General features: G+C 62.8%; 23 protein-coding genes and 1 tRNA gene. 10 read left to right on the top strand and 14 right to left on the bottom strand.

Features of this window, described 5'->3' with window-relative positions:
* Window positions 1-8 precede the first annotated feature (8 nt).
* Both AC3WLX_RS28660 and AC3WLX_RS28665 read right to left on the bottom strand, forming a co-directional pair.
* Window positions 9-1,115: a molybdopterin-binding protein gene (locus AC3WLX_RS28660; protein ID WP_492338503.1), complete on the bottom strand. Its 1,107-nt coding sequence runs from the start codon at window positions 1,113-1,115 to the stop codon at window positions 9-11.
* A gap of 54 nt (window positions 1,116-1,169) precedes the next feature.
* On the bottom strand, window positions 1,170-1,997 hold the full coding sequence (locus AC3WLX_RS28665; protein WP_492338504.1) for an ABC transporter substrate-binding protein: 828 nt from the start codon (window positions 1,995-1,997) through the stop codon (window positions 1,170-1,172).
* 258 nt (window positions 1,998-2,255) lie between these two features.
* Here AC3WLX_RS28665 and AC3WLX_RS28670 point away from each other — a divergent pair, with 258 nt between their 5' ends.
* Window positions 2,256-3,149, top strand: coding sequence for a substrate-binding domain-containing protein (locus tag AC3WLX_RS28670; RefSeq protein WP_492338505.1), 894 nt, complete (start codon window positions 2,256-2,258; stop codon window positions 3,147-3,149).
* Window positions 3,150-3,249: 100 nt separating this feature from the next.
* Window positions 3,250-4,464, top strand: a complete 1,215-nt coding sequence (locus tag AC3WLX_RS28675) for an ABC transporter substrate-binding protein (protein ID WP_492338506.1) — start codon at window positions 3,250-3,252, stop codon at window positions 4,462-4,464.
* Between the two features lie 116 nt (window positions 4,465-4,580).
* Here AC3WLX_RS28675 and AC3WLX_RS28680 read toward each other — a convergent pair whose 3' ends face one another.
* Window positions 4,581-5,540, bottom strand: a complete 960-nt coding sequence (locus AC3WLX_RS28680; protein WP_492338507.1) for a TAXI family TRAP transporter solute-binding subunit — start codon at window positions 5,538-5,540, stop codon at window positions 4,581-4,583.
* A gap of 106 nt (window positions 5,541-5,646) precedes the next feature.
* On the opposite strand from AC3WLX_RS28680, the gene AC3WLX_RS28685 reads away from it, so the two are divergent.
* The 6 genes from AC3WLX_RS28685 to AC3WLX_RS28710 all read left to right on the top strand — a co-directional run bounded on the left by AC3WLX_RS28685 (window position 5,647) and on the right by AC3WLX_RS28710 (window position 11,647).
* On the top strand, window positions 5,647-6,621 hold the full coding sequence (locus AC3WLX_RS28685; RefSeq protein WP_492338508.1) for a Bug family tripartite tricarboxylate transporter substrate binding protein: 975 nt from the start codon (window positions 5,647-5,649) through the stop codon (window positions 6,619-6,621).
* A gap of 343 nt (window positions 6,622-6,964) precedes the next feature.
* Window positions 6,965-7,040: transfer RNA gene (locus AC3WLX_RS28690), tRNA-Ile, on the top strand.
* Between the two features lie 119 nt (window positions 7,041-7,159).
* Window positions 7,160-7,930: a hypothetical protein gene (locus AC3WLX_RS28695; RefSeq protein WP_492338509.1), complete on the top strand. Its 771-nt coding sequence runs from the start codon at window positions 7,160-7,162 to the stop codon at window positions 7,928-7,930.
* Window positions 7,931-9,069: 1,139 nt separating this feature from the next.
* Window positions 9,070-10,260 carry a hypothetical protein gene (locus AC3WLX_RS28700; RefSeq protein ID WP_492338510.1) on the top strand — a complete coding sequence of 397 codons (1,191 nt, stop codon included), beginning with the start codon at window positions 9,070-9,072 and terminating at the stop codon, window positions 10,258-10,260.
* A gap of 109 nt (window positions 10,261-10,369) precedes the next feature.
* Entirely contained in the window at window positions 10,370-11,122 is a 753-nt protein-coding gene (locus AC3WLX_RS28705) for a hypothetical protein (RefSeq protein ID WP_492338511.1), read from the top strand.
* A gap of 21 nt (window positions 11,123-11,143) precedes the next feature.
* On the top strand, window positions 11,144-11,647 hold the full coding sequence (locus tag AC3WLX_RS28710; RefSeq protein WP_492338512.1) for a hypothetical protein: 504 nt from the start codon (window positions 11,144-11,146) through the stop codon (window positions 11,645-11,647).
* Between the two features lie 42 nt (window positions 11,648-11,689).
* On the opposite strand, the gene AC3WLX_RS28715 is transcribed toward AC3WLX_RS28710, so the two are convergent.
* The 3 genes from AC3WLX_RS28715 to AC3WLX_RS28725 form a co-directional block, all read right to left on the bottom strand.
* Window positions 11,690-13,051, bottom strand: a complete 1,362-nt coding sequence (locus tag AC3WLX_RS28715; RefSeq protein WP_492338513.1) for a hypothetical protein — start codon at window positions 13,049-13,051, stop codon at window positions 11,690-11,692.
* 500 nt (window positions 13,052-13,551) lie between these two features.
* Window positions 13,552-13,974: a hypothetical protein gene (locus AC3WLX_RS28720; protein WP_492338514.1), complete on the bottom strand. Its 423-nt coding sequence runs from the start codon at window positions 13,972-13,974 to the stop codon at window positions 13,552-13,554.
* Window positions 13,975-14,348: 374 nt separating this feature from the next.
* Complete coding sequence (locus AC3WLX_RS28725; RefSeq protein ID WP_492338515.1) at window positions 14,349-14,825, bottom strand: DUF3833 family protein; 477 nt, start codon at window positions 14,823-14,825, stop codon at window positions 14,349-14,351.
* Between the two features lie 337 nt (window positions 14,826-15,162).
* On the opposite strand from AC3WLX_RS28725, the gene AC3WLX_RS28730 reads away from it, so the two are divergent.
* Window positions 15,163-15,432 carry a hypothetical protein gene (locus AC3WLX_RS28730; protein ID WP_492338516.1) on the top strand — a complete coding sequence of 90 codons (270 nt, stop codon included), beginning with the start codon at window positions 15,163-15,165 and terminating at the stop codon, window positions 15,430-15,432.
* Here AC3WLX_RS28730 and AC3WLX_RS28735 read toward each other — a convergent pair.
* The 3 genes from AC3WLX_RS28735 to AC3WLX_RS28745 form a co-directional block, all read right to left on the bottom strand.
* Window positions 15,371-15,754, bottom strand: a complete 384-nt coding sequence (locus AC3WLX_RS28735) for a hypothetical protein (RefSeq protein ID WP_492338517.1) — start codon at window positions 15,752-15,754, stop codon at window positions 15,371-15,373. The two genes, AC3WLX_RS28730 and AC3WLX_RS28735, sit on opposite strands and share 62 nt — an antisense overlap.
* Complete coding sequence (ku, locus tag AC3WLX_RS28740; protein WP_492338518.1) at window positions 15,751-16,692, bottom strand: non-homologous end joining protein Ku; 942 nt, start codon at window positions 16,690-16,692, stop codon at window positions 15,751-15,753. Before ku ends, AC3WLX_RS28735 begins: the two co-directional genes overlap by 4 nt.
* Window positions 16,693-16,812: 120 nt before the next feature.
* Entirely contained in the window at window positions 16,813-17,745 is a 933-nt protein-coding gene (locus AC3WLX_RS28745; RefSeq protein ID WP_492338519.1) for a LysR family transcriptional regulator, read from the bottom strand.
* Window positions 17,746-17,890: 145 nt separating this feature from the next.
* On the opposite strand from AC3WLX_RS28745, the gene AC3WLX_RS28750 reads away from it, so the two are divergent.
* The gene (locus AC3WLX_RS28750) at window positions 17,891-18,817 is read left to right on the top strand and encodes an MBL fold metallo-hydrolase (protein WP_492338702.1); all 927 of its coding nucleotides are present in this window, start codon (window positions 17,891-17,893) and stop codon (window positions 18,815-18,817) included.
* A 23-nt stretch (window positions 18,818-18,840) separates the two neighbouring features.
* On the opposite strand, the gene AC3WLX_RS28755 is transcribed toward AC3WLX_RS28750, so the two are convergent.
* The 5 genes from AC3WLX_RS28755 to AC3WLX_RS28775 form a co-directional block, all read right to left on the bottom strand.
* Window positions 18,841-19,605 carry an alpha/beta hydrolase gene (locus tag AC3WLX_RS28755; RefSeq protein WP_492338520.1) on the bottom strand — a complete coding sequence of 255 codons (765 nt, stop codon included), beginning with the start codon at window positions 19,603-19,605 and terminating at the stop codon, window positions 18,841-18,843.
* Between the two features lie 379 nt (window positions 19,606-19,984).
* A complete protein-coding gene (locus AC3WLX_RS28760; RefSeq protein ID WP_492338521.1) occupies window positions 19,985-20,479 on the bottom strand; it encodes a lipocalin-like domain-containing protein in 495 nt (164 codons plus the stop codon).
* 46 nt (window positions 20,480-20,525) lie between these two features.
* Complete coding sequence (locus tag AC3WLX_RS28765; protein ID WP_492338522.1) at window positions 20,526-21,347, bottom strand: DUF3108 domain-containing protein; 822 nt, start codon at window positions 21,345-21,347, stop codon at window positions 20,526-20,528.
* On the bottom strand, window positions 21,344-22,297 hold the full coding sequence (locus tag AC3WLX_RS28770) for an SDR family oxidoreductase (RefSeq protein WP_492338523.1): 954 nt from the start codon (window positions 22,295-22,297) through the stop codon (window positions 21,344-21,346). The genes AC3WLX_RS28765 and AC3WLX_RS28770 overlap by 4 nt, the downstream gene beginning before the upstream one ends.
* Window positions 22,298-22,358: 61 nt before the next feature.
* The gene (locus AC3WLX_RS28775) at window positions 22,359-23,144 is read right to left on the bottom strand and encodes a hypothetical protein (protein ID WP_492338524.1); all 786 of its coding nucleotides are present in this window, start codon (window positions 23,142-23,144) and stop codon (window positions 22,359-22,361) included.
* Window positions 23,145-23,146: the final 2 nt, after the last annotated feature.

The raw sequence follows: 23,146 nt of genomic DNA on the forward strand, positions 1-23,146 counted from the left end.
GACCCATATCATGCCCGCATGGGATGGGCATCGACCGGCGTTCCCGCCGCAAATCCCTCGTCGCTGGCGGACACCAGTAGCCATGCATCCGCACGGGCGATCGCCTGAAGCGGCCATTCGCCCACGGCAAGCGGAACCCAGGCACGATGTTCCTCGGCCAGCAAAGCGACCTCGGCGATTCCGACACCGGATGCGATCTTAAGCGCAAGCGGCAAGATCACGCGTTGGCGCGGCCGACGTGCCGACAGGCGATCGACGAGCGGCAGCACGAGCGCAAGCCAGGTCGCGAGCGCGGAATCGGGCGAACCGGGCAAGGCGACGACGGGAACTTGCCCGAGCCGCCCGACCGCGGCAGTGCGTCCCGGCTGCAGCGCAAGGCCGTGCGCCATCACCTCGCCGCGCTGGGCCAGGGCCGTGATAACAGCGTCCCGGCGACCGACGCCGCTGCCGCCGACCGTCAGGAGGAGATCGCAAGAGGACGCATCGAGCGCATCGGCGATCGCTGCGTCATCGCGTGCCCGAGCTTGTCGCATCTCCACGTCCAGTCCCGCAGCGCGCGCGATCCCGGCGATCATATGCATCGTTGCCGTTCCGCCCGGCACGTTGACGATGCGCAGCCGCGGCCGCCTGATGCGAAGCTTGTCCAGGCCCGCAACGCGCGCAATCAGAAGATCGGCCGCAGCAATAGGACGGCCCTCGGCGCCGGCCGGCGTGCCTTCCGCGATGTCGTTGCCGGCACGCCGGACGCCCTGTCCGGGCACACCATCCACCAGCACCTGGACAAGCGGCCCCGACACCTCCACGGCATCGGCATCGAGCACGCAGTCGCATCCCGCCGGCATCGCGTCACCGACCTCGACCCACGGCGGTACTTCTTTCAGGAGCAGCGGCGCGTAAGCGGACGCGCCGACGAGATCATTAGCGGAAAGCGCCCAGCCGTCCGCGGCGGCAACGTCGCGTGACGGACAGGCCGCGAGCAGCGGAGTGCCCGTCGCGATACAGCCGATCGCGTCCGCCAGCGGCACCTCCACCGGCGCGACGGGATCAACGCCTCGCAGCAATGCAGCGAGCGCGGTGTCGAGCGGCGTCAGCGATGGCGGCAGGCGCTGGGTCATGCGCCATGATGGACCATGCATCGCCTGCTTTGGCAACCGTCGGCGATCCCGGACTCAGCCGCCGGACCTGTCCGAATTGGGGAAGAACAGCTGCTGCCCGTCGACCTTGTAGCCGGCGATCGCCGTCTGCCCTTCCGGCGATGTCAGCCAGTCGATGAAGTCCTGCGCGAGGTTCTTCTTCACGTTGGGGAACTTCGCAGGGTTCACCAGCATCACGCCGTACTGGTTGAGCAGGCGCCTGTCGCCTTCGACGACAATGTCGAGATCGCCGCGATCTTTGAAGGCGATCCAGCTGCCGCGATCCGCCAGCACATATGCATTTGCGGCGCGCGCTGCGTGGAGCGCCGAGGCCATGCCCTGCCCGGCCTCGCGATACCAGGCGCCCTTGGCGGCGGCGATGTCGATCCCCGCGACGATCCAGAGCGCGAGTTCCGCGGCGTGGGTGCCTGACCGATCGCCGCGCGTTACGAATGGCGCGCCCTTGGCTTCGATCGCCTTCAGCGCCGTCGCGATGTCCTTCCCCTTGACACCCGCGGGATCGCTCTTCGGCCCGATCAGCACATAGTCGGTGTACATCACGTCGTAGCGTCTCACGCCAAACCCGTCGGCGACGAATTTCTCCTCCACAGGCCGCGCGTGCATCAGCACGACATCGACCTCGCCCCGTCGCGCCCCGTCGAGCACCTCGTCGGCGCGCCGCGCGATCACGGTCACCTCGATGCCGGTCTTGTCGCGGAAGATCGGCAGCAGATAGTCGAGCAGACCGGACTCCTGCGTCGCGGTCGTCGTGGCAAGCACGATACTGCGGTCGTCGGCCAACGACGTCGCGGCCCCCGCGACGAGGCCGCAGAGAAGCGCGAAGGCGACGGACAGGCGGGCCATGATCAAGTTCCCATTGGCTGTGACGTCATCATGATGATCGATTGCGCCGCACTCGTGACGCGCTTTGCACTGTTTGTCCGGGAAATATAGGCAACGGGCAGCTTCGGGATCATTCACCAAAGGCGGTAATCGCGTGCGCAGATGTGTTGCAAAGCAGCGAGATGATCGGGCATGGTCACCGCGGGCAAAAATCTGAAATGCAGAATTCCACCTGCGTCGGACGTCAAAAAGAAGCAAGAATTTGCATAGGAATGCAGAATGGAATTCCTGACGACCAGCGAGGCCGCCGATTATCTTCGGCTCGGCGAACGCAAGCTTTACGAGCTCGTGACCACCGGTGCGATCCCCTGCAGCAAGGTGACGGGCAAATGGCTGTTCCCTCGGCACGAGCTCGACCTCTGGGTGCTGTCGGGCCTCGCGCGTCCGGCCGGCATGCTGATCGCCGAACCGCCGCCGGTCGTCGGCGGCAGCCACGACGAATTGCTCGATTGGAGCCTGCGCGAATCCGGCTCAGGGCTCGGATCGATGAGCGAGGGCAGCGCACGCGGGCTCGAGCGCCTGCAGCGGAATGAGGTCGTGGCTGCGGCGGTGCACTTCCACGCCCTCGACGCTTCCGACAATCTCGCCAGCGATGCCAGCGTCGAAACATTGCGGGCCGCTCCCGACCTGCATGATGCGGTGCTGGTCGCGTTCGTGCGGCGCGAAGAGGGGCTGGTGCTGCCGCATGGCAATCCCAAGCGCCTGCACTGCCTCACCGACGTGCTCGCAGCCGGCGCCCGGATGGCAATGCGGCAACAGGGCACGGGCGCGCAGATGCTGCTCGAGGTGCTCTTGAAGCGCGCGGGCGCCTCGATGCGGGATCTTCGCCGCATCGAGACGCCGGCCTTGACCGGCCCTGACCTTGCCGAAATCGTCCGCGCCGGCCAGGCCGATTGCGGGATCGCGACGCGCGCCGCGGCGCGCTCGGCCGGGCTCGATTTCGTGCCGCTGGCCTGGGAGAATCTCGACCTCGCGATGCGGCAGCGCAGCTATTTCCGCCCCGCCATGCAGGCCTTGCTCCGCTTCCTGAACGAACGGCGGCTGCGCCAGCGCGCCGAGGAACTGACCGGCTACGATCCCTCGCCCGCAGGGCTGATCCGCTTCGCGGCCTGACGTTGACGCCCGCCCCCAAATAGTTGCAAAAGAAACCAATTCAGCCGGGGGCACACCCGGATGCAACACCGGCCAACGCGCCGGCTCAGGGAGCAGAAACGTGAATCCAACCAGATTTGGGCTGCCGGTCGCGGCTGCCTTGGTGACAGCATTGCTGCCGGGTGCCGCAATGGCGCAGCTTTCCGACGACGTCGTCAAGATCGGCGTGCTCACCGACATGAACGGCCCGGCCTCGGCGCCGACCGGCCAGGGCTCGGTGACGGCGGCGCAGATGGCGATCGACGATTTCGGCGGCACCGTGCTCGGCAAGCCCATCAGCGTCGTGATCGGCGACCACCAGCTCAAGGCCGACATCGGCGCCTCGCTGGCGCGGCGGTGGTACGACATCGAGCAGGTCGATCTGATCGTCGACGTTCCGGTCTCGGCGGTCGGGCTCGCGGTGCAGAACATCGCCAACGAGAAGAAGCGGCTGTTCATCACCCACTCCACCGGCACCGCCGATTTCCACGGCAAGTTCTGCTCGCCTTACGCGATCCAATGGGTGTTCGACACCCGCGCACTCGCGGTCGGAACCGCGGATGCCGTGGTCAAGCGCGGCGGCGACAGCTGGTTCTTCATCACCGACGACTACGCCTTCGGCCATTCGCTGGAGCGCGACGCCTCCGCCGTCGTCACGGCCAATGGCGGCAAGGTGCTGGGCTCGGTGCGGCCGCCGCTGGCAACGCCCGACCTCTCCTCCTTCGTGCTGCAGGCACAGGCCTCCAAGGCCAAGATCATCGGCATTGCCGCAGGTCCCCCCAACAACATGAACGAGATCAAGACCGGCGCCGAGTTCGGCGTGTTCAAGGGCGGCCAGCAGATGGCGGCGCTGCTCGCGCTGATCACCGACATCCACGGCCTCGGCCTGCAGGCCGCGCAGGGCCTGCTCCTGACCACCTCGTTCTACTGGGACATGGACGACAAGACCCGCGAATGGTCCAAGCGCTATTTCGCCAAGATGAACAAGATGCCGTCGATGTGGCAGGCCGGCGTCTATTCAAGCGTGATGCACTATCTCAACGCCATCAAGGAGACCGGCACCGACGATCCGCTCAAGGTCGCCGCCAAGATGCGGGAAAAGCCGATCGAGGATTTCTTCGCCCGCAACGGCAAACTGCGCGAGGACAATCTGATGGTGCACGACCTCTGGCTGGTGCAGGTGAAGACGCCGGAGGAAAGCAAATATCCGTGGGACTATTACAAGATCCTCACGACCATCTCCGGCGACAAGGCGTTCGGTCCGCCGGACCCGGCGTGTCCGCTGGTGAAGAAGTGACGATCGCTTGAAGCGATCGTCATTCCGGGGCGATGCGAAGCACCGAACCCGGAATCTCGAGATTCCGGGTCTGGTCCTTCGGACCATCCCGGAATGACGGCCGCTTGAGGCGACCGTCATCTCACCAGCCCGATCTCGCGGAAATACTTCATCGCGCCGGGATGGATCAGTTCCGGCCTCGGCGCGGCGGCGACGGTGTTCGACGCTGTCGTCTCGCAGGCCTGCGCGAGCTTCTTGCAGAATGCGGCCTCGATGCCGTGCAGTGTCTTCGCCAGGCGATAGGCGACATCGTCGGGCAGGTCCTCGCGCGTCAGGACGAAGCTCCACGACCCCAGCGAGGCGATCGGCGCGGTCTGGTTCGGATAGCTGTTCGCCGGCACCAGCAGCGGCTTGAGGAACGCGTGCTTGGCACGGATGCGCGTCATCTCCTCCGCGCTGGGCGCGATGAAGCGCGCGCCCGAGGCGCTCGCGGCCACCGCGGCAAAGCCGGGCCAGCCGATGCCGGCGCCCCAGAGCGCAGCGACGCGGCCGTCCTCGACCATCGCCGGGCCGTCGCCGGCGCGGTCGAGATAGACAGCCCCAAAGTCCTCGTCCTGCTTGAGGCCGAGACCGTCCAGCACATAGCGCGCCAGGATCGGCAGGCCCGAGCCCTTCGCGCCGAACGCCACCTTCTGGCCGACGAGATCGCGGATGGTCTTGTAGGGGCTGTCGGCGCGCACCACGAACAGGCCGGGGTTGGAATAGATCGCGGTGAGGATCTTCAGGCGGACCGGCGCGCGGCCGATGCCGGCGAAGGCCTCGTAGGCCGGCTCGCCCGCGACCAGCGCCAGATCGAGCTCGCCCTTCTCCAGCAGCGGGATGTTCTCGGAACTGCCCTTGGTGTTGCGGGGAACGATGGTCGCCAGCGGATCGGCCGCGTTCATCAGCTCGGCAAAGGCGTTGCCGTAGAGCGGAAAGCCACCGCCCGGCGTCGCTGTTCCCAGGCTGATCGTCGTGGTCGGAATCGCCGTGCCTCCGGTTTGTGCGGCGGCGGGGCCGGCGAGCAGCGCCGCGCTGATGAGGATCGCGAATCTCATGGTCGCTCCCGGCGGACCTGCGTCAACACCGACTTGCGGCGATATAGGCAGCGACCCGATTTTGTGAAAGCATGGAGCCAACGACAATAAAGCAATGGGAGACGTCATGGTGCGAATTTTGCGTCGCGGTTTGTTCGGGCTCGCAGTCCTGTTTGGTCTTTTCAGCACTACCCCTCCCGCCTCCGCCGCCTATCCCGACCGTCCCATACACTGGCTGATCGGCTTCTCCGCCGGCGGCCCGGTCGACATCGTGGCGCGGATCATGGCGCAGTGGCTATCGGAGCGGCTCGGGCAGCAGGTCATCGTCGAGAACCGCACCGGCTCCGGCGGCAACATCGCCGCCGCCGCGGCGGTCAACGCGCCGCCGGACGGCTACACGCTGCTGTTCGTCGCGCCCAACAACGCGATCTCGACCTCGCTCTACAAGAAGCTGCCGTTCGACTTCCTGCGCGACACCGTGCCGGTGGCGAGCATCATGCAGCTCACCAACATGCTGGTCGTCTCCAACGCGTTCCCGCCGAAGTCGGTCAAGGAGTTCATCGACTATTGCAGCGCCAACCCCGGCAAGATCTCCTATGCCTCCTCCGGCAACGGCACCTCGGTGCACATGTCGGCCGAGCTGTTCAAGGTGATGACGAAGTGCGACATGGTGCACGTGCCCTATCGCGGCTCGGCCATCGCCTTCCCCGACATCATCTCCAACAAGGTGCAACTGATCTTCGACAATTTGCCCTCGGCGATGGAGCAGGTGAAGGGCGGCAACGTCCGCGCGCTCGGGGTGACCTCGCCGCAGCGCTGGCCGACCGTGCCCGACGTGCCCGCGATCGCCGAGACCGTGCCGGGCTTCGAATCGGTCGGCTTCTACGGCATCTCCGCGCCGAAGGGCACGCCGCCCGAGGTGATCGAGACCCTCAACAAGGCCGTCGGCGAAGCGCTGAAGGACCCCAAGCTGGTGGCCAAGCTCGCCGAGACCGGCGGCATCCCCAAGCCGATGACATCAGCCGAGTTCGGCAAGCTGGTCGCGGACGAGACCGCGAAGTGGCGCAAGGTGGTGGAGTTCGCCGGGGTCTCGGTGGACTAGGCGCCGCTCGCCGGCACAAGATTCGAGGGGGCCAACAGGCCCTCTCGAACAAAGTTGCGAAAACAACCCCATGCACAGTAGAAGACTTGAACATTCGCAGGGGCTTAGCGAAGCGCCACACACAGGCCCCGCCGAACGCCTCGAATCCTTTGACTCGTCGGGCAATACAGTGGCATAATGCGACTATTCCGAATTCAGTGACCACCACCGCGCCACGCGTTCGCGCAGCCTGGCGTTCCCCTGGATCGCCTTGAAAACGCTTGAGGATTGCACCCCCGCCTCAGGCCCTGTAAACGAACCGCGCACCGTTGCCGGCCGCCCCTGACGCGGCCGCCTCGCGGCGGGGCCTGTAGCTCAATGGTTAGAGCCGGCCGCTCATAACGGTCTGGTTGCAGGTTCGAGTCCTGCCGGGCCCACCAGTCGTTTCACTAACATGAGGACATTTAAAAGCGGGAGGGGATCGCTTTCCGTTGCCCCCAGAAACACGCGTGGTGCCGATTGACCGGAAGTAGCTTTTCTGAATCAATCAAGCCGATAGTTGACCGATTTTATCAACTCAGGGGCGGCTATGGATTCGATACTTCGCGTTCTGATGCCCTTCTTCGGGCCGAAGAACTATTCGGAGATGCTTTGGAAGATCGCACTAGCCGATTTCTGGTTGACCTTGGCCAGCACTTTCGTCGTGAGATACGACCCCTGGATCAATAGTCTTTTCTTGCGACTTGAGCATCTGCCTGGGTTCAAGGAATTCGCTACCGCCATTAAAGCTCCCGAAGTGAATATTAGCGGTTTTGCAGTCGCTCTGCTGATGCTCATCTTCAGCAGAGTCACGCGCTTCCACGATCGAATTTCGGATTTCTTCCAGATCAGGGCCCGATTCGATCGGGCGAATATCCTTCTTCCGCTCGCGGTTATGTCGGGCGCACAAATGACTGCACGCCAGATCGTAAATCTTAAGCGCGACCGTCACCCGCTTATGAGAGAGACGTTCTACAAATATGCATCCAGCCGGAGCGAGCAGCCCCTCGTCGACAAGCACGACATCGAAAGCGCTTTGGAGGCTTGGCATATGTATTGGGTGGCTTTGGAGTGGATCTTCATACTTACCTGCTTCGCGATCTTGTCCACGTTCGCCAGGGCGGATTGGTTGCTTATTATTTTCTGGGTTGCCTCGATGAGCGCGCTTTTATTCCTACACGTTCGTTATGGTCTACTGGAACGAAGGGCGGATCCCCAGATCCAGCAGATCGCCGGGAATGCCGAGGCAAACGCCGCTAACCGCAAAGCATTCGCAGAGTCGGCCAACTGATGCGATACAAGATTGGGAGAGATATCATCATCCGGAGCGAGAACGCGGCCAAGCCGGAAACACAGAGTTCAGCCTACCTTAACAAACTGATCTCGCATCTCGATCCGGTGCGCTCCAGTTTTGACTTTGGATGCGGAAAATTGCGTTACGAAAGAGCGATCGCCAGGACTACCGAGGAATTGGCGCTAATCGACTCGGAGGTGCAGCTTTCAAGAACTCAAATCATCCGCGGTCGTTCTACTACGCTCCGCGACCATGTCGGGAGGTCCAACCACGTCAACGCCTACACTGCCAGTCAATTCGCGGCCTTAGACCGGAAATTCGATCGCGGCTTCTGCCTGAACGTGCTCTCGGTTATCCCCTCGAGAAGCGTTCGTCTCGGAATTGTGCAGCTCATGAGGGCCAAACTGAAGCCCGGTTGCACCTGCTTGTTCGTAGTGCTCTACCGAAATTCCGACTTCACTCGGATGCAGCGCCTCCCAAACTGCCAACCGTACGACAACGGCTTCGTTATGGATTCACTGCGTGGGCACTCGTTTTACGGCTTGATACCGCCTGGCGATCTTACAAATCTTGTCATTCGCGGAGGGTTCGTGGTCGAATCCCTGACACTTGACGAGGGCTCCGCTTACTTGTGGGCCAAGGTGCCGAAGGACTCCCGAGGTCCAGTCAGATTTACGATCCATGAAACATCCGAGAATTTCGAGATCCGTCCGGTCCGATAGTTGATCGTCGGCAGCAAGTTCCCTCTGACCGTGACGGCTCGATGCTCGCTCAGCTCGTTCATCCAGGTAGGAACGTTAACGAGCAGAGGCCTGCTGCGCGCTATCCTCTCGATCTAGGTCTCTCGCACCATTGAATCCGGGAGAGGGGTAAAGACAGTCTAACTCTTGCGTTTCCGGATCGCCGGGATGGCCGAGTGCACTTCATTGCCCGCAGCGGCGGAATCGCTTAGGGTATAAAACCCTATCTCGATCGTGCGGCCTACCGCGATGGAGAATAATGTGACAACGCATCCAAACTCAAACCTTGTCGAGATGCGCAATGACCGCAGTGAGGTACAGTCATTGCGGCGTTTATCTCGAGTGCTGTTGGGGCTCAGATCGAAGCCCGTTCGTTCTCAATGGCGAGCATCCGTCTTGACGCGATTGTCCAGGACAGCCGTATTTGTGCTTTTCGGGTACGCTGCTCTTCAGGTCATGCCGGGAATATTTGACTCGATCCAGCAACGCGCGCTGCACCGAGCGGCCGTGCACCGCGACGACAGCGTCGTCCGCACTGGTGTAACCACACAGTTCAAGCGCTCTGTCCTTCTCCACTATCGCGACGTGCACGGGACGTTGCACCTGCTATTGGCTGACGAGGATGGCGCCAACAAGTTCGTCAACGACACGCTGATCTACCTCGACACGGAGAGTCAGCGAATAAGGGCGAATACGGCGGTTCGGATTGATGCGCTTCTTGCTGAGGCCTTCGGGGATCGCGATGCTTGCATTGCGGCCTATGCGGATTGGTACTTTGCGTGGAGCCGATCCTGGGCCCTACTCAAGGAAGCGTCTGTAGGCGGCTTATCGGGCGCTCTACCTAGCAACGTGCAAGGAATCCTAGAGGGCAGCCGTAACGCGGTCGAGGCCTATCTAACCCGGAATTATCAGAGGTTCGTGCTTAGACCTGAGTTCCGAAATCCTGTCCTGGAAGCCGGTCTCGCCCGCATTCTGGCCACGGCACAAAAAGAGTATCTCACCGTCCTTACGGCGCTTGATGACCGCGTTCAAGATTATCTAAATCGCGAAACCAAGCATCTTGAACGGCTCAATCCGCTGGCCAAGTTGGACGTTTCGCTGGCATGGGACCAGCAAAAATGGAAAGCACCGCGAACCGCGGTAGATGACGAACCATTGCGGACCCTTCTGAGGGGAGCGGGGGCGGTTTCCATATCGGCCTTTCTAGCCCGGAGCACCGCGCCGGCTGTTCAGCGGGCTGTCTCTCCCATCTTCGCGAAAGCCGCTACCAAAGCTGTTAGAGCAATGCGGCCGCAGATCATTGGGGCCGCCGCAGGGACGATGGTTAAACCAGGTCTCGGTACGGCCGCGGGCTGGGCTCTGGCCGCGGCAGGCGGCGTTGCCATAGACTATCTGATTAGTAAAGGCGAGGAATGGCTCGACCGACCCGAGTTTGTACATGCAAATGGTCAGGCGTTGGACGCGACAATTCAGGAATGGTCGCGTGTCATGCAACGGGACTTGGTCGTGGCAGTCGATGCGTGGTTTGAGGACACCCGCAACGTGGTTGCCGAACTCAAGATTCAGAGAAAAGTCCCTACCGGCTAACGAGAACCTCTGCTCTGGTCTCTTCGCCAACACTCGATCGGTCTACGGTCATGTTCCGTGTAGCCATTGACACCGTCTGCTCGGAGCCCGCAAACATTCCGAAGCACGCATGCTGAACGAAAACGAGATCCCACCCAATTTTCTGCAATACGCGGCTGACGTACTCGCCGAGACTAATGGCGGATTGAGCGGAGCCGAGATAGTTAGGGAAATGGCTGGCTATGCGGTCGAGTATGATGTGTCGCTGCCGCATCCAACTTATCCCTTCCAGGCTTCCAACAAGCGGACAGCCTTTTACGAGAACCTACGAGCATTTTCAGGTCCCCAGCAATATCGAATCCTTCGCGAGCTTTGTGATCATCGATCATTTGGCCTAACCCGCTCGGCAAAGCGCACAGAGCTCAAACAGCGATTGGCAACGCGTTATGGGCATCTGGCGGAGCATCCGAGTTCGGAAGTAAACGAAACGCTCATCGAAGAAACACGTCACTGGCTGCGGGAACACCCTGAAGTCCTGTCGCTCTATAATCAGGCCTTCACCAAACTGGAAACGGGCTCATTCCATCGAAATCTGCTCGATGACTTACGGCTGTCGCTGGAAAAGCTTTTACGGGGACTCTTTAGCAACGAAAAGTCGCTCGAGAACCAGATCAATAGCCTTGGAACATTTATCAAATCGAATGGCGGTTCGCCCGAACTCGCGAACATGTTCGTAAAGCTGGCCGATTATTATGCGAAGTTTCAGAACACATACGTCAAGCACGACGATCAGGTGAATGAAGCCGAGGTCGAATTCGTCTTCGAGATTACAAGCTCGTTCATGAAGCACCTCATTCGTTTGCAATCAATATCCCCCAAGTAACTCACCAGATCACGTTGCCAGATGACTCAAGCGATAGAATGGCTTAAGGCAAAAGCGCCGGGCTTTAACCAACTCTCGAAAGACGAACTAAACGCCGTCAGGGACTTTTCGCTGCTTTGGACTTTTTTCGAGAGCCGCATTCTAAACAGAAGCGGCAGCGCTGCAGCGATCTGCGTCACCGTTGATTCCTGGGACGCGGCCGGCATCCTCGTGCCTGATCTGCTCGATGAGGAACTCGTTTATTTCAAACAGCGATATCATCCGGGTGGCCATTTTTCGCATCACTTTGACGGCCTCCATCTGCGGCCGCGTGATCGCGCTCCAATGGTGCGTGGCGTGCTTAGCGGGGCTGAGACCTCGCCCCGCCAGTGCTTCGCAACGGCGCTTATCATTATCTTTCGGTACCGCAACAATCTGTTTCATGGCGAAAAGTGGGAATACTCACTCGCAGACCAATTAGGCAATTTCACAAACGCCAATCGCATCCTGATGAAAGTTCTTGATCGATACGCAAATCTTCCGTGAAGTCCCGTGATCTTTTCGAGACTCTTCCCGCAGGCACCACGCCTACTTTTTCAAGTCGTCGGTCTTTGACGCCGTTGGTGCTTTGGCGACGTAATCGAGGCAGGCTATCAAGGCGTACCTTGCGAGCTGTTCTGCGATCACGCGGGTATTGGTCCAGTCATACCCGATCTTCTCATTCGTACCATGAATGGTCCGGCTGCGCCCTTCACTGTAGATGGTATCGAGAATGGACTGGAACGTTGGACCTTCAACATTAATGGGATCAGTTCGCTTTATGCCGAGCCTTGCTTCGAGCATCGTGAGAATGCCCTTGGCCTTAGTACCCTTGCCCAAGGCGTCGAGAGATGCGGCAAACCCAACCGTCGCCATGAGGTCGCCGGTCTCTCGGCATCCTTTCTCAAACCAAATGAGTGCCTGCAGCAACGCCTCCAGTATCTCCCGGCGTGCGGTACTCCTGCTGGGGTCCACGAGGTTGTCGAGCACTTCGCCGCACGCCACATAAACTTCCTTCAGGCGAACCAACTCCTCCAGCCAATCGCTCGGCTTAATAAACGGTCCAAAAGGGTGGTGGTTCAATCGCGATCCGGACAGTATCGTTTTTCCGGGAACGAATTGGAGAGATGTTTGACTATGAATGGGTCCATCATAGTTCAGATTGAATCCCCGTAACGTTTCCGATGGCCTCTCAAAGGCTAAGGCTGAACACGCGAGCGCGAGTCGCGCCGCCGTCAACGCCGTCTCAAGACCGGCTTCGGGCGCAAAGGCGGAAGACAGCTCCACGCTGCAGACATATTCGCAGGGCCCTATCGCCTGAAATATGTTGTCTTCAAGCAGCTTCTCGCGATTGCTTTTTCGTGGCCGGACCCGGCCACCCGTCCATAGGCGATTTGCACGCCGCTGGGTAACCGGCGTAACACCGCCCTCAGCTACTTTGCGATCAAGCCATACCTGGCGCGGTTCAAACGTCACCGGACCGAAAGAGAACCGCGCAATATCTCCCCTGGAGAACAGTGTTGTTCCGAAGGCGTATTCACGCGCGTCCAGATTGGCGACGATGGCGTTGAGCGCATCTTCAAGCTTTGTCAGCAAGCCAGGCGCCTGTCCTACCGGATCCGAAAGCGGAGTGCTGGCGACCAGTGGTCCTACGGCACCGCGAACCCAGTGTCGCCACTCACTCTCTTTAGCATTGAGTGCCAGAGACGGACGGTCCGCTTTAAGCTCGTGCGCGAGCTTCGTAATCAGATCATCGACTTCCTTCGTGATTTGAAGCGTTCCGCCGTCCCCAGCAGGAATTAGTCGCGGGAACTTGAAATGGTCATCCTCGATCAACGCCAGGGATGATAGGCCTTGGGCCTCTGCCAATCCGGCAAGCATCTTCTCAACTATTTTTGAGGCTTTGCTCATGCCCGACCGCTCCGAAGCAAAGAACGCAGAAATAAAATGGCTTCATTCGGAGCCATAGACCGGAATGTCAACTCTCAATCGAACTTGTCTTCGGACACTCGATTGACCGCTTGCTCGGACCAACTCCAACCTCAACGACCGTCCGACCATCCGCGGGGCGCGCTGCAGGGTGGTTAGCGTGACGTAACCGTCCTTTGGGTGGGCAAGCGCCCGATCTGGCTGCGCGAGGTCTTTATGCGCTAGGCCGGATTGCTTACTCTCCCAGAACGTTATCGAGCGTGGTGCCCTTTGCGGTGGCCTCCTTCATTGCTCAGACTCACGGCTTCTACGGGGCACACGGGTCAGGTGGTCTGGCCGGGTCTTCTGCGTCCTTCTCGATGAACCCAGGGTTGATGACCAGGGATAGACGGCCCGTAATCGCCCCCCTCGGGGCCGCGAGGTTGCCAAGTGCAAATATCGATAGCGATCGACCGCCAATCGGTGCCGACCTCAATCCCCGTTCAAGACGCATTCGCCCTCGCCCGCTCGCGGGCTTCGCGGCGGCGCTCTCGGCGCTCGCGTCGCCGCTTGGCGCGGTCGGCTAGCTGCGGCAGCGGGGGAAGCGGCGCAATCTCCACTGCCGGCTGGGACGCTTCATCGACCATGGACGCCGGGCTTGGCTCGCTGGGTGCCGGGCGGGCTTCCATGAACGCCAGGATCTCCCGCCCCTTGGACGTCAATCGCCAACCACCGCTGATGCGCTCGACCAGCCCTTGTGAAAAGATGTCGAGGTCCGGCACCCGGCTGGCGAGACGCTTCGTCCGGTCGGCCCAATCGCGGCCGCTGGTTGCCAGGATGGCCATGTCGCGCTTGAGGTCTTCCATGACGGCAAAGCCGTCCGGATAGCTCACCAGGATCTTCAATACCGTCACCTGGAAATTCACGCCCCGCGCCCCGCTCTGGATCAGTCAGCGCCAGAGATCCACCCCGCGAAACGCCTAGCGTACTTTGCTTCGGTGCCTTAGCGATTCGCAAATGTTAATCGCGAGGAAGAAGGGCGTGCCGACAGGGTTATCGCGTTTGAGAGCTTTTCTTGCGGCCATCCTTCGAGACGCCCGCTTGAAGCGGGCTCCTCAGGATGAGGGCGGAGTTTGTGGCTGCAGATTTAAAGGGCAGTGAGGCTGATTAGCCTCATCCTGAGGAGGCGCGTCAGCGCCGTCTCGAAGGACGAGGCGTGCGCGCAGACCGCCGCCGCAAACCAAATGCGATAGCCCTGCGCGCGCAGGGGGAGCGGGGCTGCAGCCCGCGTCAGGCGCACCTAGAGCTTCCGATAAGTCACGTGCGCCGTCGCGAACGGAATGCCCGCGCGCCCGGCGCTGCCGCGAACGATGCAGGCGCGATCGTCGATCGCGTAGAACCAGTCATCGAAGTTCAACTTGAACGACTTGCCGTCGCCCTGGGGCGTGTCGCGCGTGTACATCCAATGGAATGCACAGCCGGCCTGCTCGCCGGTGGCTTCGCCTTCCAGGCGATTCTCATGGCCGGTGTATCGGCCTTCGCCGAGCTTGTGAATGGTCCAGCGCAGCGTGTCGCTGTGGCCGTCATCGAAGCTGTAGGTTTCGGTCAGGACGACGGTGTCGGTGTCGGCGTCAAACTCGCCATGCGCCGTGATCGCCGCCCGCTTCAACAGCCCGCCGACGAGGCTCTCGACCACCGCCCATCCTTCCAAGCGGCCGACGAGGAACTTCTCAGGGAGAAACACCGGCGTGGTGCCGGCGAACGCATCTATGGCCATGGCTCTTCCTCCGAAACGATGACCACTCAAGTCGCCTCTCAACACCAAGTTCCCGGCAAGAGACTCACCTTGATGCGTCGCGTGCGCGCGACCCCGCGTCGACACGTCGCCTTCTCCACAGCCCCTAAAGCGCGATGAGATTTGGATGAATCGTCATCGCGCTTTAGGTTGTTGTTTGCGCATGATCTTTCCGGAAAACCGCTTCGCACTTTTCCGGATCATGCTCTAGGGAACACGTGGACAATGCCAAGCCCTGCCGATTGGGAATCCCTGACCCGTGCTAACCGCCGGGAACGGGCAGGGGCGGTGTGGATTCGTCTCGAGAGGAGCGGTTCTCATGCTGATGACCAGGGAAAGACGGCCGGCGATCCGCACCCTGCGGGGATGGGCCATCCACCTGCTGCAGGAGGCCGGCGCCATCTGCGAATGCGAGGCGCATGGCTGGGCCAGGGATCGCGCCGACCCGCACGCGCGGAAACACGCCATCGCGCTTGCGCGGCAGCATCCACCGGATGGCGTCTCCGCGGATCAGGCGGTCGCCGAGATCAACGATGTGCTCGATTCGATCGGCGATGCGTGTCCGGAGTGTCCCGACGAGGGCCTGTGAGGCCCGCGACAAGGACCTTGCCGTACCAGTCGGCATACGGCGTGTTCTTCGCCATGTGGCGATTGAAGTCCGGCGTGCCGTCGTTCCACCAGACCGGCCCCCGCTCCCCCAGCGCGCGCTTGACCTCGTCCACGGCGCGATGCGCGGCCACCTCCGCGTCCGGGTCCTTGTCCGCCTTGGCATCGCGGACCGCGCGCCTTGCCGCCATCAGCCGCTTCACCAGGCTTGCGCGCTCGTCTTCCGGGAGATCAGGGCTCGCCATGCGCCACAGGCGACCGCGGACGACGAAGTAGCGTCCGTCCGGGGTCACCGGATGCTTCATGCGGATTTCCGCCGCGACCCGGCCGCCGGCTTCTTCGCGGACGTTTCCTTGGTGACCGCCTTCTTGCCCGCGATCGGCATCAGCATCTCCTTCTGCCCGGCCGCGGCTTTCCTCGGCTTCTTCGCCGGCTTGCCCGCTTTCGCAGGCGCGGCTTCCTTGCCGGCGTCCTTGCCGACGCTCCGGCGCAGCGCCTCCATGAGGTCGACGACGTTCTCGCCCTTCGGCCGCTCCTTCGGCCGGATCACCTTGCCGGCGCGTTTTTCGTTGATCAGCTCGATCAGCGCGGTCTCGTAATGATCCTCGAACTTTTCGGGCGCGAAGCGTCCGGCCTTCTGGTTGACGATGTGCCGGGCTAGATCGAGCATGTCCTTGGTGACCTTCACGTCCTGGATGTCGTCGAAATAGTCCTGCTCGCTGCGCACCTCGTAGGGGTAGCGCAGGAGGGTGCCGACGAGGCCCTTGTCCATCGGCTCCAGCGCGACGATGTGCTCGCGGTTGGTCAGCACCACGCGCCCGATCGCGACCTTGTTCATCTCGCGGATGGTCTCGCGGATCACCGCGAACGCGTCGTGGCCGACCTTGCCGTCGGGCCGGATGTAGTAGGGGCGGATCAGGTAGCGCGGGTCGATGTCCGACCTGTCGACGAACTCGTCGATCTCGATGGTGCGCGTAGACTCGAGCGCGATCTCCTCGAGCTCCTCCTTGGAGACCTCGATGTACTGGCCCTTGTCCAGCTCGTAGCCCTTGACGATGTCCTCGTTCGGCACCTCGTCGCCGGTTTCCGCATCGACCTTGACGTATTTGATGCGGTGGCCGGTCTGCCGGTTGAGCTGGTTGAACGAGATCTTCTCGCCCTCGGACGTCGCCGGATAGAGCGCCACGGGACAGGTGACGAGGGACAGTCTCAGGAAGCCTTTCCAGTTGGCGCGCGGGGCCATTGACGCAGAACTCCGGTTCGAGGTGGCTCGGATTCAAGACGAACGGCCGGCCCGGGTTCCGACATCAGGAGCAACATTCACGACAGGCACGCCTTGCGGCGTCTTGCTCCATTTTTGGGTTCAGGCGCCGCCCGATTTGACGGAATCGACCACCAGCCGGCGCAGCCAGACCGCGCCGGGGTCGTCGTGGCTTCGTTCGTGCCAGAGCAGGCGATAGCCGTAGGGCGTCACCTGCGCCGGCGGCTTCAGCATCACGAGGCCGAGCCGCGGCGCGAGCTGCCGGGCCGCCCGCGAGGGCATGGTCACCAGGTAGTCCGACGCTGCCGTGATCACCGCGGCCGTTGCGAAGTATGGAACACGCAGCGCGACGTGGCGCTTGTAGCCGCGCTCCGCCAACGCCGTATCGATCGGCCCGCCCTGCCCGCCGAAAATGCTGACCACGATGTGCGGCCAGGCCGTGAACAGCTTGATCGGCAGCACGTCCTTTGAACCGCGCATCTGCTCGAGCAAGGGATGCCCCTGCCGAACCAGCGTCACGAAACTTTCGCGGAACAGCTCGCGCGCCCGAAACGAGCCGGAGACCGGATTGTCGGCATACAGCACGAAATCGACCTGGCCGTCGGCGAGCATGCGAAACACATCGCGCGAGAAGCTGACGATTTCGATCGCCGCACCGGGTGCCTCGCGCGCAAAGCGGGCGGCGGCATTGGGCAGGATGGCGAGCGCTCCATAATCGGTCGTCGCGATGCGAAAGACGCGGTCGGTGGCGGCAGGATCGAATTTCGGCTTGTGGAGAAATGTCTCGACGCCGCCGAGCAAGGTCGCCAGCGGTTCGCGCATCGCCTCGGCGCGCAGCGTCGGCATCATGCCGCTGGCCGCCTTCACCATCAGCCGGTCCCCGAACAGGCGCCGCAGCTTCGCCAGCGCACGGCTGATCGCCGGTTGGCTGCTGCCGAGACGCTCGGCGGCGCGCGTGACACTGCCGGTCTCGAGCAGCGCATGCAACACCACGAGAAGGTTGAGATCGACTTTTGCCAAATCCACTGAGCGCATAATGCAAATTCTATCATGATATTTGTGGATGATGCCAGGTCGGCGTACACCAGCCTGCCATCGCCGCCAGGCAGGAGAAGTAGTCATGCCGTTCCATCCGAACATCAATCGCCGCCTCCTGCTCGCCGGCGGCACGGCCGCAGCGATGACGCCGCTGCTGGGCATGCCGACCGCGATCGCGCAAACGCCGGCGCCCAGGAGCAATTCCGGCCACTACAGCTTTCGGATCGGCGATATCAAGGCGACCGTCGTCAGCGATGGCACGCTGAGCGGGAATCCGCGCATCTACGCCTCGACCGCGCCGGCGGAGGAACTCGGCAGGACGCTCAGCGATGCGTTCCTGCCGACCGACACTTTCAGGCTCAACCTGAACACGCTCCTGCTGGAAATTGGTGACAGGAGAATCCTGATCGAGGCCGGTGCGGCGCAAACGCTCGGCCCCGATGGCGGACACCTGTTCCGCAATCTTGCCGCGATCGGCGTAGAGCCCGAACACATCGACGCCATCGTGATCACGCATACCCATCCCGATCACGTCGGCAATCTCAGCCGCGCCGACGGATCAAGCGCCTTTCCGAAGGCGGCCGTCTACATTCCCGAGGACGATTTTGCGTTCTTCATCCGTAACGAGCCGGACCTGTCGCGGCTGCCCATGCCTGACGACTTCCGGCGCGCCTTCATCGCCAATATCAAGCGCAGCGTGGCGCCGGTCGGCAGGTCTGCGGTGCTCTACCGGCCCGGCAGCGAATTGCTGCCGGGCATCACGACGATCGCCGCCGGCGGCCACACGCCGGGCATGTCGGCAATCCTGGTGCATTCCGGCGCTCAAGCATTGCTGATCACGTCCGATGCCGCCTATAGCCCGCTGCTCAACATCGACAATGCCTGGCGGCCCGGCCCCGATCTCGACCCTGATGCCGCCGTGCAGTCACGCAGGCGCTTGTTCGACCGCGCCGCGACGGACCGCATCCCGGTGCTCGGGTTTCATTTCCCGTTTCCGGGCATCGGCAACATCAGGACAACGGACGGCGGCTTCCGCTGGGTGCCGGCGAGCTGGCGGTTCGAGGGCTGAGTGAGCCAGAAGGAAGCGCTGGCTTATCCAGGTGCCGCGCCGGCGATTTCCGCGATGAATCGCCCGCAGCGCTCGACGATCAGGTCCTTGTCGTTGTCGAGCGTGGCGACATGATAGGAATTGTCGAGCCAGAGCAGGCGCACGTCGCTGGAGCTGATTTCCTGCGCTATGCGCTTGCCATTGGCCGCCGGCACGACGTGGTCCTCCCTGGAATGAATGGCCAGAGTCGGACAGCTGACCTTGCGCAATAGGCTTTCGGTCGCGGCAATCAGGACGTGGATCTGCCGGAGGCAGGCGACCGGCACCTCCTGATAGGCCAGCTCCTTGACGCCGGCGGCCTTGATATCCGATCCGATCCCCGGAACGCGCTTCGGCGCCGTGCCATCCGAGACGAGCTCGGCCATCGCGCCGTCGAAGATTCCGACCGCACCGTTGATCGGCACGGCGCCTGCCACGATGTTCGGAAATCGTGCGGCAAGGTTGAGCGTCAGCGTGCCGCCCATGGAGAGGCCGGTGACGAAGACCTTGTTGCCCTGGCCTGCCAGCTCGTGAAGCGCCTGCTCCGCCGACGCGAGCCAATCGAGATAGCCGGTCGTTTCCATGTCGTCGGGCGATGTGCCGTGGCCCCGCAGGCGCGGGCCGCTCACGGTGAAGCCGAAGCGCCGGTGAAGCTCTTCGCCGAGATAACGCATGCTTTGCGTCGTTCCCGTGAAGCCGTGGAGCACGAGGACCGCGGGTCCCTTGCCCTGCATGAAGAAAGGTTCGGCTCCAGCCATCACTTCGGTCATGTCATCTCTCCCATTGTCTTCGCGGCGGCGGCCGCATCCGTTCGCGTCTTGGCGGGTTTGCCCAGCCCAGACTCGTCAGCAGGTTGAAGCCGAATGTCAACATCAAGGCGGCCACGGTCGGGCCGAGCCCCTTTCTCTCCGCCTCTCCCGCTCGCGGGAGAGGCCGACGCGCTCGCAGAGCGCGGCCGGTGAGGGCTCTCGCCGCAAAGGGGAAATCCTCGGTTACTCTCAATAATCCCAGCGCGGAGACACCCTCTCCCCAACCCTCCCCCGCAAGCGGGGGAAGGAGCCTACTGCCAATGCCGCTGCATCCTGCACATCATATGCGATTGCCCTTCCCCTTTTCGGAGCCGAAGTCACGTCGGCGGCGTGGACGGCGCTAGCGGACCCGCTCGAACGTGATGCGGATCTTGGTGCCGTCAGGGCGCTGGAAATTCTCGGTCATGGTGTCGCCGTCGACCACCAGACGCAACTCCTTCTGCGTCCGGACGCTGCCGATCCAGTTCGGGAAGGTGCAGCCTTCGACCGTGTTGCCGCTGAACTCGCCGTTCTCATCCACGGTATAGGTGCCGAAGAAGCCGATGCTGCCGGCCATCGCGGCGCGGTTTTCAGCATCCGTGCCCTCGCCCCGCACGCTGGAGGCAAAACGCGGGACGTCCGAATCGGTCAGCACCTCGATGAAGTGCATGTCCGGCGTGAAGGTCAGCAGCCCGTTCGGCCGCGCACCATAGGCCGGCAGGTTCTTGCCTTCGGGATCGATCTGAGCGGAGACCATTCTCCAGGTGCCGAGCACCTTGTTCGGCGGCGTTGCACTCACCGGAGCACTCATCAGGGAGGCTCCAAGGGCGATCAGCATCAGAATTCGACGCGTCATGTTGCAGTCCTCTGCTTCGTCTTGCCCCGCGGCCGTCTCGTCAACGTCATCGCGGGCTGCGGGGTTTCGCGTCGCCTTCGGCAAATTCCCTCAAGGCAACGCTGACGGCGCCAAACCGCGTTTGGGCGCGAAGCGAGATTGGGACGTGCAGGTCGAGCGCGGCGGTTCGGCCGTAAGTGACCTCGATCTGACCGGGGTCCGCGCCTGACGCGCTTGCGTTTGCGCCTCCGCCGATCATCCCGGCCAGCGGCTTCAGCACGACGCGGCAGGTCGTGGTCGGCCCGGAGAACCCTTTCCGGTCGGTGGACCCCGTCGCCTGCCGCTCGAGCCGGACATCATAGCGCCGCAAGCCGTCGAGGATCGACACGGTGCGATCGCAGGCATCGATCTGCGTCTTGTCCACGCCGCGCCCAGGGGCGATGAGGAGTGCGCTCAGGGGGTCGGCAACTGCGTTCAGGTGCTTTGCTTCAATGGCGGGTTGATCCGATGTCAGCTCGAGCGGAGGATCGATCGTCATCGTCTTGACGACGCCCTCGCTCATGCCGAGGCTGACCTTCTGCCTGCGTCGACCGTTGCGATGATCGAGGTCGAACACTGCGGGAAGCAGGCGCCCGTCCTTGTAAGCGCCGTTGGACGTCGCCACGCCGGACGCATCGCTGAGCAGCCTGGTTGCACCGGCGCTCTGATAGGTGACGCGCACGGTGTAGACGGTGCCGCGAACCGCCAGGTCGAGCGTCGCGTTCGCGAGCGGCAGGCCGATGAGCGTGACGTCATAGGATGCGCGGATGTCGCCATCCGCGGCCGCCGGGCCCGCGATGACGAGCACGACCCAGCAGGCGCCGAGCCCGGATAGCGCAAGGCGTATCATGCCTGCACGGCGCCTGCCTTGGTGCGGGGCGACTCCGTCGCGAAGCGTGCGCCGGTCAGTCTTGCCGAGACGTCCCACAGACGAGACGCCACCGCGTCGTCATCGGCTTGCGGCGGCACGCGCGCCACGGAGGGCGAGCCGCGCGTTTCCCCGAACTTGTCCGGACCATAATAGCCGCCCGGCACAATGTCCGGCGAGGTCGCCGCGAACAGCGTCGGCAGCGCGCCTTGCGCCGCCGGCTGAAACAGGAACCAGAGCGCGCTGCGCGCCAGACCGGACAGGCTCATTCTGCCGGCCCCATTTGGAATGAGGTCGGTCCGCGATATGCCGGGATGGGCCGCAACGCTGGTGATGCCCCAGCCGAAACTCCGGCTCCGCCGCTGCAGCTCGAAGGCAAACATCAGGTTCGCCAGCTTGGACTGGCTGTAGACCGGCATCGGCTGGTAGCGACGCTCGGCCTGCAGATTATCGAACTCGATCGTTCCGCTGCGCGCAGCCAGGCTGGACACGGTGACGACGCGGGGCTCGACGCCCTTTCTCAGCAGCGGCAGAAGCTCGGCCGTCAGCGCGAAATGGCCGAGATGGTTGGTGCCGAACTGCACTTCGAACCCGTCGGCCGTCACTTGCCGGGAAGGAGGCGTCATGACCGCGGCATTGTTGACGAGCAGATCGAGACTGTCCCGCTGGCCGCGCAAGCGCGAGCCGAATGCCCGCACCGAATGAATATCGGCAAGGTCGAGCGGCTCGAACCGGACGTTCGCGTCCGGCTGACGGGATCGGATCCGCGCGACGGCCGCTGCTCCCTTCGATGCGTTGCGGCCGGCAATGATCACTTCGCCGCCCGCACGCGTCAACGCCAGGGCATCCTGGTAACCCAGGCCACCCGTGCCCGTGACGACGGCGCAACGCCCCCGCTGTGAGGGAATATCGTTCGCACTCCAACCGGGCATCGGGCCATCTCCCACGGCACAACCATTATGTCCGCTTATTAAATTACACTGAGTGTAATTTTCAAGCGTCGCATCGGCCGGGCGTGTTGACCTTCTCGTGAATGGCGCGTGCGCCGCGGCCTTGCTTCTGTGGCCAGAGCGAATTTCTCGGAATGCCGCGCAACCGGGCCAGCGAGAGCGCGGCGAACGACCGCAGCTTCGCCAGCATCCCGGCGCGGATGATGGTCAGCGCGGGAAGCAGCGCTAGCAGGAGGCTGAGGCCGATCCAGCGCAGAAGGCGTCCGGCCAGGAACGCCTGGATCGTCGGCGTCCAGTCATCCACGACGAGATTGACGGTCGCGGCGAATGCCGTCTTCGCACCGAGACAGAGGACGCTGTTCGAAACGGCGTTCGCCAGATCGAAGCATGGCTGATACGAGATGACGAACAGCAGGATGAGGACGCCGATATTGCCGAGATACGGCGACCGTACGGCCCTGACCGCGCGAGCGAGGGCCCGAGCGACAAATCGACGCTGGTCTGGTTCGCCGGGCGAGGCTTGCGCCGCGCGATCGAGGCGCTGCTTGGCGACATGGCCGGTTCGCGCGTCACGGATCACCCGGGGGACGGTCGGCAAGCTTCGGTGAGATCTGCCGAGTGCACGGCGGGACCGGTGCATCGCGCTCTGGCGATGGCTGGAGGTGACGTAAAGGCCTGGGCTGCGGCGAAGAAGCTCTATATGGCCGGAGCTGCGCATGGGCCGGTCCTTCCCGGCCGCGTGCAGCGAGCCGGGCTCGGCACCGCGGGCATCGCAATGCGAGGCGTCGGCATCCCGGTCGCTCGCCGGGCCGTCCCTGTCTGCAGTCATCT

The organism is Bradyrhizobium sp. FW305-F6 (assembly GCF_058782905.1).